The sequence below is a fragment of the Janthinobacterium sp. GW821-FHT03A03 genome (assembly GCF_059421435.1).
The window spans coordinates 25,402-36,427 of record NZ_JBWKUZ010000021.1 but is presented as its reverse complement, the minus strand read 5'-3'; the positions used below and the strand labels follow the sequence as shown (position 1 = coordinate 36,427).

Genomic DNA, 11,026 nt, shown 5'->3' with positions numbered 1-11,026 from the left:
AAACATGACTGAGCCCCCGAAGAGGCCCTTGCTGCTCACATCAGCCGCCGGTAACTGGCAGCACGCCCAGCGATGGCGCGGCTTCCACCACTGCCGCCGGCTTGGCTTGCTCCGCATCCTTGCATTCATTGGCCAATTGGCGGCCCTGCTTGGAATCGAGCAGCATGCCTTTGGCCGGAATGCCGATCCAGACGAGACCATACAGACGGTTCTCGAAGCGGTTGGCGCCGGTGGTGGTGCCAACGCGGCTCAGGCGGTGCAGGCGCTTCTTCCAGCGCAGGGCGATGTGTTTGTCATCCGTGGCATTCGTGTAGATCGTGATTTTATTGCCAAGTTCGCAATTGAAGTCGGTGGAAGCCGAGCCCGTCGTGTTCGGCTCATCGGCTTCTTCCTTGTCGGCGACCGACATGGCGAGCGGATGGGCTTCCTTGGCGGCCGCCTTGGCCTTGCTGGCCTTGGCTTTCGGCTTGGCCTTGACGGCCTTGGGATTTGCCTCTGCCGTGGCGGCGAAGCTGGCCGGCGCCAGCGTGAGGGTCATGGCGCCCAGCGCGACGCTGCAGGCAATTGCTAATTTGGAGATGGACATCGTGTAATTCCTGTCAGTTTTCAGTGGTGCTGGAAGAAGGTGTATTCAGTAATGCGGCGGCCGCCTCGGGCAGGCCCAGGCCCGCCAGTTTGGCGCGTTGCAAAACGGTCCAATAATATCGGTAGCTGGCGCGGTCATGCAAGCGGCCATTTTGGGCGATCGGCCCCCAGTTGGCGCGCAGCGCTTCATTCAGGATGTTGCTGGCCTCGTTGACTTCGGACAGGCGCGGTGTGAAGGCCTTGATAATGGGTTTGATCTGGTCCGGGTGGATGCTCCACATGCGCGTATAGCCGAACTCGGCAGTAGCGCGCTGGGCGTCGTTTGCCACCACGGCCGAATCGCGCACGTCGGTTGTCACGTTATGCGAGGGCACCTTGCCGTGCGCGTGGCAGGCGGCCGCCACTTCGAGCTTGGCGCGCACCACCAGCGGGTGCGTGAACTGGCCCGGCGTGCGCATGGCGGCGGCCGGGATGGCGCCGTAATGGGCCGAGACGAAATCCATGATGCCGAAGGACAGGCATTCGACCTGGGGCAGGGCGGCGATCGCGTAGGCGTCGCGCAGCGCGCCGTGCGTCTCGATCAGGATGTGCACGGGCAGGTTGTCGCGGCCGGCGCGGCGCGCGTGTAGATTGATCAGGTCGATGGCCAGCATGGCGTCCTGCACGCCGCCCACCTTGGGCACGGCGATATAGGCCAGGCGGGCCGCGGCGGCACAGATGATTTCCACGTCGCGCGTAAAAAACGGGCTGTCGACATCGTGCACGCGCACGCCGATGCGGTTGAACTGGTTCTCGTCGCTGGCCAGCAGGCCGGCGATCATCTGCGCGTGCGCTTCTTCATTGCCGGCGCTGGCGCCATCTTCGCAGTCGAACGTGATATCGAACAGGGGCCCAAGCTCTTGTTGCAAAGCAATCGATTTACGCATCAGCTTTTCAGAGCCGGCGTAGTGGTCGCAAGCGGCGAGCAACAGCGGCTGGCGTTTGCCTTGGAATAAAACCTCGGAAGGGTGCATGCTTAAGGCATTTCTGCAGGTAAAAACTACTTGATAAAACAGCCGCGCCGCGACATGCGCGGGGCGGCCTTCTTGGCGGGCGGCGCTCTGGCCGCGCCGCCAATACTGGATTTACGCCAGCAGGTGTTTCACGCCTTCGCGCTCTTCGGTCAGTTCTTTCAGGGTCAGGTTGATGCGGTCTTGCGAGAATGCATCGATTTCCAGGCCTTGAACGATGGTGTACTCGCCGTTCTCGGTGGTGACCGGGAAGCCGAACACGGTGCCTTCAGGAATGCCGTACGAGCCATCCGACGGCACGCCCATGGTGGTCCACTTGCCGTTCGTGCCCAGCATCCAGTCATGGATGTGGTCGATGGCGGCGTTCGCTGCCGACGCTGCCGACGACAGGCCGCGCGCGTCGATGATGGCCGCGCCGCGCTTGCCGACGGTTGGCAGGAACACGTTGGCGTTCCATTCCTGGTCGTTGATCAGGTCCTTGACGGCCTTGCCGTTGACGGTGGCGAAGCGGTAGTCGGCGTACATGGTTGGCGAGTGGTTGCCCCAGACGGTCAGCTTCTCGATATCCTTGACGGCGGTGCCGGTCTTGGCAGCCACTTGCGACAGGGCGCGGTTGTGGTCCAGGCGCAGCATGGCGGTGAAGTTTTTCGCCGGCAGCGATGGCGCCGATTTCATGGCGATGTAGGCGTTGGTGTTGGCAGGGTTGCCGACCACCAGCACTTTGACATTGCGCGAAGCGACGGCGTCGAGCGCCTTGCCTTGCACGGTGAAGATCTGGGCGTTCGCTTCCAGCAGGTCCTTGCGTTCCATGCCTGGGCCGCGTGGGCGCGCGCCAACCAGTACGGCCACGTCGACATCCTTGAATGCGGTCAGCGGATCGGAGTGGGCGGTCATTTCCGTCAGCAGCGGGAATGCGCAATCGTCGATTTCCATCATCACGCCCTTGAGCGCCTTCTGGGCTTTTTCGTCCGGGATTTCAAGCAGTTGCAAGATGACAGGCTGGTCTTTGCCGAGCATGTCGCCATTGGCGATGCGGAACAACAGGGCGTAGCCGATCTGGCCGGCGGCGCCGGTCACTGCAACACGCATTGGGGTTTTAGCCATGATGAATCTCCAAAAATGGGAAAGAAAACGGGCTTGAAGCTGGGCTTACGCTTATCCGGAAAAACTATAATGATACCAAAACCGGCCGGCGCCACCGAATTGCTGGTGTACGCTGCCGTCACGCTTGTGCTGCACGAAACCAGAGTGGCTGGCCGACAACATAAAACGCTGGCGCATATGTTTTATCGAAGGCAGTTTAGGCCTCTGATCTCTATCTGTCAATCATATCTTATGTCTTATATAAGACAGATAACCGCGTCTGTTTTACTGGACGCGGGCAGTGATTTGTGTTGAAATGTCGGACTATGAATTCCGCCTCGTCCAATCTGACCAACAATGCCACTGCTGCAAGCGGGGCGGTCAGTCCGACCGCGGGCACCCCGGCCACGCCTGCAGCCGTGCCGGCCAGCTCCGTCCCCGTCCCTGTCGCCAGTGTCAATACCACTGTGGCGGCCACGCCCGCAGTCAATGCCTCGCCGACCTTCAGTCCCCTTTACCAGCAGATCAAGGCGCTCATTACGCAGAGCCTGCAATCGGGTGAATGGAAGCCGGGCGAGCTCATTCCCAGCGAAGTCGAACTGGCCGGCCGTTTCAAGGTCAGCCAGGGCACGGTGCGCAAGGCCATCGATGAACTGGCCGCCGAGAATCTCGTCATGCGCCGCCAGGGCAAGGGCACCTTCGTTTCCACCCACCATGAGGCGCGCGCGCACTTCCGCTTCCTGCGCCTGGTGCCGGACGAAGGCGTGCCGCATTACCCTGAAAGCAAGTTCATCGAAGTCAAGCGCGTGCGCGCGCCGGCCGACGTGGCGCGCCTGATGGACCTGAAATCCGGCGACGCCGTGATCTTCATCAAGCGCGTGCAGTATTTCGACGGCGTGCCGACCATCGTCGAGGAGCTGTGGCTGCCGGGCCTGATCTTCAAAGGGCTGACGGCCGAGCGCCTGGTGGAATACAAAGGCCCCATGTATGGCCTGTTTGAGACGGAATTTGGCACGCGCATGATCCGCGCCTCAGAACAGATCCGCGCCGTGTGCGCCGACGCGGGCGCCGCGCAATTGTTAAATATCGACCTCGGCACGCCTTTGCTCAGTTCCGAGCGCGTGTCGTTTACCTACGGCGACAAGCCAGTCGAACTGCGCCGGGGCCTGTACCTGACCAGTCGTCATCATTATCAGAATGAACTCAGCTGAAGCAGCGGGGCGCCCGCGGGCGTCCGGACAAGCTGCAAGGCTGAAGTGCATCGCTTGCAAAGTGCCAGTCGCAAGACGGGCATTGGAGACAGCAGAACGCGCAGGTAAAGCATGGCCAGCCCCGGCGGGCCGTGCTTTGCCGGCGGTTCTGTAATTAAATTACGTGAACTACGGAAAGTAGCGCGGTATTTTGTAGTAAAAAACCATTTTGGTTATATGTAACAATAGATATTGGTATGGGTTGCGAAAATCGGCGAAAATCGCGGCTTCAATATTTAGTTGAAATTCAAAGGGGAGGTTTTTGTTATGTCTGAAGCCGTAAGAGAAGTACCAAAAAAAGAACGGCCGCAATTCCGTAACATTCATGTTACCGAATTGTCGAACTACCGCATGGCTGTCGGCGCCATCGTCTCGATCCTGCATCGTATCAGCGGTTTCATCATTTTCGCCTTGCTGCCGTGCATCCTGTACATGCTGGAACTGAGCCTGCGTTCCGAAATGTCCTTCGCTTACTTCCAGGGCATCGCCTCGCACTGGTTCGTCAAGCTGATCACCCTGGGTCTGGTCTGGGCCTTCCTGCACCACTTCTGCGCCGGTATCCGCCACCTGTTCATGGATGTGCACGTCGCCATCGAGAAAGATTCGGCACGCAAGACCGCGTCGTCCGTGCTGGTCGTGAGCCTGGTGTTGACGGCCTTGGTCGCTTTGAAACTGTTTGGAGTATTTTAAACATGGCAGACAATAATATCGGACCGAAACGCCTCGTCGTCGGTGCCCATTACGGCTTGCGCGACTGGCTGGCGCAACGCGTCACCGCCATCGTCATGGTGGCGTATGTCGCCATCTTGCTGATTTCTTTCCTGACCGGCAGCAACTTCAGCTATGAAGGCTGGGCCGGTCTGTTCGCACAGCAGTGGTTTAAATTGTTCAGCCTGGTGACCTTCGTCGCCCTGTTCTACCACGCATGGGTCGGCGTACGCGACATCTGGATGGACTACGTGAAAAGCGCTGGCCTCCGTCTGACCCTGCAAATTGCCACCATGCTGTGGTTGATCGCTTGTGCCGGCTGGACGGTACAGATACTCTGGAGTGTGTAATCGTGGCAGCATATAAATCTGCAATCCCTACCCGCCGCTTTGATGCGGTCATCGTTGGCGCCGGCGGTTCCGGCATGCGCGCGTCGTTGCAGCTGGCTGAAGCCGGCCTGAACGTCGCAGTTCTCTCGAAAGTCTTCCCGACCCGCTCGCACACCGTGGCGGCGCAGGGCGGTATCGGCGCGTCGCTCGGCAACATGGCCGAAGATAACTGGTTCTGGCACATGTTCGACACCGTCAAGGGTGGCGACTATCTGGGCGACCAGGATGCCATCGAATTCATGTGCCGCGAAGCGCCGAAAGTCGTGTACGAGCTGGAACACTTCGGCATGCCGTTCGACCGCAACCCTGATGGCACCATCTATCAGCGTCCGTTCGGCGGCCACACGGCCCACTTCGGCGAAAAGCCGGTGCAGCGCGCCTGCGCGGCAGCCGACCGTACCGGTCACGCCCTGTTGCACACCTTGTACCAGCGCAACGTGCGCGCGCGTACGCACTTCTTCGTCGAGTGGATGGCGCTCGACCTGATCCGTGACGCCGAAGGCGACGTGATCGGTGTTGTTGCGCTGGAAATGGAAACCGGCGAATGCATGATCCTGGAAGCAAAGACGACGGTCATGGCAACGGGCGGCGCAGGCCGCATCTTCGCCGCCTCGACGAATGCCTTCATCAACACCGGTGACGGCATGGGCATGGCGGCACGCGCCGGCCTGCCGCTGCAGGACATGGAATTCTGGCAGTTCCACCCGACCGGCGTGGCCGGCGCGGGCGTGTTGATCACCGAAGGCGTGCGCGGCGAAGGCGGCATCCTGATCAATAGCGAAGGCGAACGCTTCATGGAGCGCTATGCGCCGACCCTGAAGGATCTGGCGCCGCGCGACTTCGTTTCGCGTTCGATGGACCAGGAAATCAAGGAAGGCCGCGGCTGCGGTCCGAACAAGGACCACGTGATGCTGGACCTGCGCCATATCGGCGCCGACACCATCGCCAAGCGCCTGCCGTCGATCCTGGAAATCGGCCACAAGTTCGCCAACGTCGACGCCACCAAGGAACCGATTCCTGTCGTGCCGACGATTCACTACCAGATGGGCGGCATCCCGACGAACATCCACGGCCAGGTCGTCACCCCGACCGGTCCGGACAATTCGGCCAAGGTCGTCAACGGCCTGTACGCGATCGGCGAATGCGCCTGCGTTTCCGTGCACGGCGCCAACCGCCTGGGCACGAACTCGCTGCTCGACCTGGTGGTCTTCGGCCGCGCGGCCGGCAACCACATCGTCAACAGCGGTCTGAAAGCCAAGGAAAACAAGCCTTTGCCAGCCGATGCTGCCGATTTCGCCATGGGCCGTCTGCAGCGCCTGGAAAACTCGACCGGCACGGAAACCGTGCAGGGCGTGGCCAACGACATCCGCGCAACGATGCAGAAGTACTGCGGCGTGTTCCGTACCGACGAGATGCTGAGCAAGGGCGTCGAAGAGATCATGAAGCTTGACGAGCGCCGCAAGCACGTCTCGTTCAAGGATAAATCGATGGTCTTCAACACGGCCCGCGTGGAAGCGCTGGAGCTGGACAACCTGATCGAGACGGCGAAAGCGACCATCGTTTCGGCAGCGGCCCGCAAGGAATCGCGCGGCGCCCACGCCCAGGACGACCATCCGCAACGCGACGACGAGAACTGGATGAAGCACACTCTGTGGTATTCGGAAGGCAACCGACTGGAGTACAAGCCAGTCGTGACCAAGCCGCTGACGGTTGATACCTTCAAACCGAAACCACGTACTTTCTAAGGCTATACCATGGCACGCACTCTCAAATTCAAAATCTACCGCTACGATCCTGACCAGGATGCCAAGCCGTACATGCAAGACCTGACGGTCGAACTGAAAGACACCGACAAGATGCTGCTCGACGCACTGCAGCGCATCAAGGCGGACGTCGATGACTCGCTGGCCCTGCGCCGCTCGTGCCGCGAAGGCGTGTGCGGTTCGGACGCGATGAACATCAACGGCAAGAACGGCCTGGCATGCACCACCAACCTGAACGAACTGTCGGAGCCTATCGTGCTGCGTCCGTTGCCAGGCTTGCCGGTCATCCGCGACCTGATCGTCGACATGACGCAATTTTTCAAGCAGTACGATTCGATCAAGCCTTTCCTGATCAACGACTCGATCCCGCCTGAAAAAGAACGCCTGCAATCGCCGGAACAGCGCGAAGAACTCGATGGCCTGTATGAGTGCATCCTGTGCGCCTGCTGCTCCACGTCGTGCCCGTCGTTCTGGTGGAATCCGGACAAGTTCGTCGGCCCGGCCGGCCTGCTGCAAGCCTACCGCTTCATCGCCGATTCGCGCGACGAAGCCACCGGCGCGCGTCTGGACAACCTGGAAGACCCGTACCGCCTGTTCCGCTGCCATTCGATCATGAACTGCGTCGACGTCTGCCCGAAAGGGTTGAACCCGAACAAGGCGATCGGCAAGATCAAGGAATTGATGGTCCGCCGCGCGATCTGATCCGTCTGATCGCGTCCGCCGGGCGCCGTTTGCGGGAAGAGGGTATCCTCTCTTGCCTGCAGGCGGCGCCTGCAAAGCAGCACCGTGCCGCAAGGCACACGTAAAGTGGTAAACCAAATGACAGAATCAATTTTGTCCTCGCATCAGGCCGACCCGGCCAACCGCGCCCGCCTGCGCTGGCGTTCACGCCGTGGCTTGCTGGAAAACGATATTATCCTGACCCGTTTTCTCGATGCGTATGAAACCGAATTGACCGATGAAGAAGTTGACGCGCTGACGCGTTTGCTGGATTTATCGGACAATGCGTTAATGGATCTGGTACTGGCCCGTAAAGAGCCGGAAGGCGAAGTCGACCTGCCGCATGTGCGCGCACTGCTGCAACGACTGCGCATTGCCTAGACGCCTGGGCGATATATTGCAAACGGTGCGAGTGGCGCGCTGTAGCCCCGCCAGAGCGCGGTGCGAATTGCAGCCAGAATTTTTGATTTTAATTTCGACTCACTCCCGAGAAGGAAGAGCCCATGAATACCTCTGACACAAAAGCTACCCTGTCGTTCTCCGATGGCAGCCCATCGCTTGAATTTCCCATCTACAAAGGCACGGTTGGCCCGGACGTCATCGACATCCGCAAGCTGTACGCCGGTAGCGGCAAGTTCACCTACGACCCAGGCTTTATGTCGACGGCCGCCTGCAACTCGTCGATCACCTATATCGACGGCGACAAGGGCGAGTTGCTGTACCGCGGTTACCCGATCGAACAGTTGGCCGTCAACGCCGACTTCATGGAATCGTGCTACCTGCTGCTGAACGGCGAATTGCCGAACGCGGCGCAGAAAGCCAAGTTCGTCGACACCGTCACCAAGCACACGATGGTGCACGAACAGATGCAATTCTTCTTCCGCGGCTTCCGCCGCGACGCGCATCCGATGTCGGTCCTGGTGGGCACCGTCGGCGCGCTGGCGTCGTTCTACCATGACTCGCTGGACATCAACGACCCGCGTCACCGCGAAGTGTCGGCCATCCGCCTGATCGCCAAGATGCCGACCCTGGTCGCCATGACCTACAAGTATTCGGTCGGCCAGCCGTTCGTGTACCCGCGCAACGACCTGTCGTACAGCGCCAACTTCATGCACATGATGTTCGCCAACCCTTGCGAAGAGTACAAGGTCAACGACGTGCTGGTGCGCGCCCTGGACCGCATCCTGATCCTGCACGCGGACCACGAGCAGAATGCATCGACTTCGACCGTCCGTCTGGCCGGTTCGTCGGGCGCCAACCCGTTCGCCTGTATCGCTGCCGGCATCGCCTGCCTGTGGGGCCCTGCCCACGGCGGCGCCAACGAAGCGGCACTCAACATGCTGAAAGAAATCGGCACGGTCGAGAACATCCCTGCCTTCATCGCGCAAGTCAAGGACAAGAACTCCGGCGTCAAGCTGATGGGCTTCGGTCACCGCGTGTACAAGAACTTTGACCCACGCGCCAAGCTGATGCGTGAAACCTGCTACGAAGTGCTGCAAGAACTGGGTCTGCAGGACGACCCGCTGTTCAAGCTGGCGATGGAACTGGAAAAGATTGCACTGAACGACGAATACTTCGTGTCGCGCAAACTCTACCCGAACGTCGACTTCTACTCGGGCATCGTGCAATCGGCGCTGGGCATTCCTGTGTCGTTGTTTACCGGTATCTTCGCCATGGCCCGCACCATCGGCTGGATCGCCCAGTGGAACGAAATGATCGCCGATCCGGAACAGAAAATCGGCCGTCCGCGCCAGCTGTTCGTCGGTTCGACCACGCGCGAAGTGCTGCCACTGGACAAGCGTTAATCCACGGCTGTATCGAGCAAACAAAAAAAACGGGCTTCGGCCCGTTTTTTTATGCGCGCAGACGAGGTCTGAATCAGCCGAGCGCGGCCAGCAGGGAATGCAGGCACACGCTCGCGCCTTCGAGCGGCAGGCAGGCTTCATCGTGGACGCGGGGCAGGACGATGCGGCGCGGCGCGTTGTGCTTGAGGATGCCGCCCCAGTGAGCGACACGGGCGCCGGCCTGGCGGCGCATCGCCTCGACCGTGGCGCCGCTGGCGAGGATGTGAGCGTGTGGGAAGGCCTGCTGCAGCACGCCCAGGCCGAAATAGGCTTGCGGTTCGGCGGCGCTGATGTAGATGGTGGTCAGGCGCTTGCCGCTGGCGGCGATAGTGTGCGCCAACTGCGACGCATCGTCGCGCAGGAACTGGGCATTGACGAGGATGGCGTCCGCCACGCCGCTCAGCAGCAGCGAAGTGGATGGCGCGCGGCCCAGCACGTCCAGGCGGAAGGTTTCCAGAGGGAGGGAAGGCTGGACGGCGCGTGCAAGCATATGATTCTTTCGATATTCGATACCCTTGTCGCATATTATCCTTTCGACCAGGCGCGAGAAATAGGGTAGATTGCAATACTTAGTTGCATGGATCGGATGAATCAATGGAGAGCCGCAGATGGACCGCATAACCGCCGCGCAAGTATTTGTCGCTATTGCCGAACGCGGCAGCATGGTTGCGGCCAGCGAGGCGCTCGACATGTCGCGCGCCATGGTGACGCGTTATCTGGCCGAGATGGAGCAGTGGGCAGGGGCCCGCCTGCTGCATCGCACCACGCGCCGTTTGAGTCTGACGGATGCGGGCGATGCGACCCTGGCGCGCTGCCGCCAGATGCTCGAGGTGGCCGGCGCCATGGCCGTCACGTCGCCCGGCGGTGCCGATACGCCGCACGGCTTGCTGCGCATAACCTGTTCCCAATCGCTGGCGCAGACGGCGCTGGCCGGCGCAGTGACCGCTTACCTGCGGCGCTACCCGCGCGCCGCCGTCGATCTGCAGATGGAGAACCGCGCCGTCAACCTGGTGGAGCAGCGCATCGACTTGGCGATCCGCATCACGAATGCGCTCGAGCCCAACCTGATCGCGCGCCAGCTGGCCAACTGCGCCTCGGTGGTGTGCGCCGCACCATCGTATCTGGCGGCGCACGGCACGCCGCGCCGGGCGGAAGACCTGGCCCTGCATAACTGTCTCACGTACACGTATTTCGGCAAGAGCCTGTGGCAGTTCACCCACAATGGGGAAGCGCTCACTGTGCCCGTCAGCGGCCGTCTGTCGGCGAATGAATCGCTGGTCCTGCTGGTGGCGACGGTGGCGGGGGCTGGCATCGCCATGCAGCCCCGTTACTCGGCCGCGCCGCTGATCGCCAGCGGGCAGCTGGTGGAACTGCTGCCCGCCTACCAGCCGCAGGACATGGGCATCTACGGCGTCTACACGTCGCGCCAGCACATGTCGCCCTTGCTGCGCACCATGCTTGACTTCCTGGTGGAATGGTTTGCCGGCGACCCGCAGTGGCTGGCGGCCATTGCCGCGCCCGTGTCGGCAGGCAGACCACATGGCCGCAAGCGCCGCGCCGGCAAGGCTGCGGACGTGACGTAAGCGCAATAGTGGCAGGCTTGCAAGCCCGGGAAAATCAACAACACGGCTTACATTTGCTTGCCAAATAAAATTCAACTAGTGGTTGTTGCGT

Annotated in this window: 12 protein-coding genes; 8 read left to right on the top strand and 4 right to left on the bottom strand. The window is 61.0% G+C overall.

Annotated elements, in window-relative coordinates:
* Window positions 1-40: 40 nt before the first annotated feature.
* From AC07VI_RS25050 to AC07VI_RS25040, 3 genes are all read right to left on the bottom strand, one after another.
* On the bottom strand, window positions 41-586 hold the full coding sequence (locus AC07VI_RS25050; RefSeq protein ID WP_086146035.1) for a hypothetical protein: 546 nt from the start codon (window positions 584-586) through the stop codon (window positions 41-43).
* 13 nt (window positions 587-599) lie between these two features.
* A complete protein-coding gene (locus AC07VI_RS25045; RefSeq protein WP_086146036.1) occupies window positions 600-1,598 on the bottom strand; it encodes an HpcH/HpaI aldolase/citrate lyase family protein in 999 nt (332 codons plus the stop codon).
* 111 nt (window positions 1,599-1,709) lie between these two features.
* The gene (locus tag AC07VI_RS25040; RefSeq protein ID WP_099374984.1) at window positions 1,710-2,699 is read right to left on the bottom strand and encodes a malate dehydrogenase; all 990 of its coding nucleotides are present in this window, start codon (window positions 2,697-2,699) and stop codon (window positions 1,710-1,712) included.
* A 305-nt stretch (window positions 2,700-3,004) separates the two neighbouring features.
* On the opposite strand from AC07VI_RS25040, the gene AC07VI_RS25035 reads away from it, so the two are divergent.
* The 7 genes from AC07VI_RS25035 (at window position 3,005) to gltA (ending at window position 9,313) form a co-directional block, all read left to right on the top strand.
* Window positions 3,005-3,889, top strand: coding sequence for a GntR family transcriptional regulator (locus AC07VI_RS25035; protein WP_086146038.1), 885 nt, complete (start codon window positions 3,005-3,007; stop codon window positions 3,887-3,889).
* 306 nt (window positions 3,890-4,195) lie between these two features.
* The gene (gene sdhC, locus AC07VI_RS25030; RefSeq protein WP_086146039.1) at window positions 4,196-4,618 is read left to right on the top strand and encodes a succinate dehydrogenase, cytochrome b556 subunit; all 423 of its coding nucleotides are present in this window, start codon (window positions 4,196-4,198) and stop codon (window positions 4,616-4,618) included.
* A 2-nt stretch (window positions 4,619-4,620) separates the two neighbouring features.
* Window positions 4,621-4,986: a succinate dehydrogenase, hydrophobic membrane anchor protein gene (gene sdhD / locus AC07VI_RS25025; protein WP_034752078.1), complete on the top strand. Its 366-nt coding sequence runs from the start codon at window positions 4,621-4,623 to the stop codon at window positions 4,984-4,986.
* Between the two features lie 2 nt (window positions 4,987-4,988).
* Window positions 4,989-6,770 carry a succinate dehydrogenase flavoprotein subunit gene (sdhA, locus tag AC07VI_RS25020; RefSeq protein WP_086146040.1) on the top strand — a complete coding sequence of 594 codons (1,782 nt, stop codon included), beginning with the start codon at window positions 4,989-4,991 and terminating at the stop codon, window positions 6,768-6,770.
* Window positions 6,771-6,779: 9 nt separating this feature from the next.
* Window positions 6,780-7,490, top strand: a complete 711-nt coding sequence (locus tag AC07VI_RS25015) for a succinate dehydrogenase iron-sulfur subunit (RefSeq protein WP_034752075.1) — start codon at window positions 6,780-6,782, stop codon at window positions 7,488-7,490.
* A 117-nt stretch (window positions 7,491-7,607) separates the two neighbouring features.
* Window positions 7,608-7,889 (top strand): FAD assembly factor SdhE, encoded by a 282-nt coding sequence (locus AC07VI_RS25010; RefSeq protein ID WP_034752073.1) that lies wholly within the window; start codon window positions 7,608-7,610, stop codon window positions 7,887-7,889.
* 122 nt (window positions 7,890-8,011) lie between these two features.
* Window positions 8,012-9,313 carry a citrate synthase gene (gltA, locus tag AC07VI_RS25005; protein ID WP_086146041.1) on the top strand — a complete coding sequence of 434 codons (1,302 nt, stop codon included), beginning with the start codon at window positions 8,012-8,014 and terminating at the stop codon, window positions 9,311-9,313.
* A 73-nt stretch (window positions 9,314-9,386) separates the two neighbouring features.
* On the opposite strand, the gene AC07VI_RS25000 is transcribed toward gltA, so the two are convergent.
* A complete protein-coding gene (locus AC07VI_RS25000) occupies window positions 9,387-9,842 on the bottom strand; it encodes an MBL fold metallo-hydrolase (RefSeq protein WP_086146042.1) in 456 nt (151 codons plus the stop codon).
* Window positions 9,843-9,960: 118 nt separating this feature from the next.
* Between AC07VI_RS25000 and AC07VI_RS24995 the strand changes: the two genes are divergently transcribed.
* Window positions 9,961-10,935: a LysR family transcriptional regulator gene (locus AC07VI_RS24995; RefSeq protein ID WP_099374983.1), complete on the top strand. Its 975-nt coding sequence runs from the start codon at window positions 9,961-9,963 to the stop codon at window positions 10,933-10,935.
* The last annotated feature ends 91 nt before the right edge of the window (window positions 10,936-11,026 follow it).

Coding starts and splice junctions, on each gene's coding strand:
- gltA (WP_086146041.1), top strand. CDS start 8,012: ATGAATACCTCTGACACAAAAGCTACCCTGTCGTTCTCCGATGGCAGC.
- AC07VI_RS25050 (WP_086146035.1), bottom strand. CDS start 586: ATGTCCATCTCCAAATTAGCAATTGCCTGCAGCGTCGCGCTGGGCGCC.
- AC07VI_RS25035 (WP_086146038.1), top strand. CDS start 3,005: ATGAATTCCGCCTCGTCCAATCTGACCAACAATGCCACTGCTGCAAGC.
- AC07VI_RS25000 (WP_086146042.1), bottom strand. CDS start 9,842: ATGCTTGCACGCGCCGTCCAGCCTTCCCTCCCTCTGGAAACCTTCCGC.
- AC07VI_RS24995 (WP_099374983.1), top strand. CDS start 9,961: ATGGACCGCATAACCGCCGCGCAAGTATTTGTCGCTATTGCCGAACGC.
- AC07VI_RS25015 (WP_034752075.1), top strand. CDS start 6,780: ATGGCACGCACTCTCAAATTCAAAATCTACCGCTACGATCCTGACCAG.
- AC07VI_RS25010 (WP_034752073.1), top strand. CDS start 7,608: ATGACAGAATCAATTTTGTCCTCGCATCAGGCCGACCCGGCCAACCGC.
- AC07VI_RS25045 (WP_086146036.1), bottom strand. CDS start 1,598: ATGCACCCTTCCGAGGTTTTATTCCAAGGCAAACGCCAGCCGCTGTTG.
- sdhC (WP_086146039.1), top strand. CDS start 4,196: ATGTCTGAAGCCGTAAGAGAAGTACCAAAAAAAGAACGGCCGCAATTC.
- AC07VI_RS25040 (WP_099374984.1), bottom strand. CDS start 2,699: ATGGCTAAAACCCCAATGCGTGTTGCAGTGACCGGCGCCGCCGGCCAG.
- sdhD (WP_034752078.1), top strand. CDS start 4,621: ATGGCAGACAATAATATCGGACCGAAACGCCTCGTCGTCGGTGCCCAT.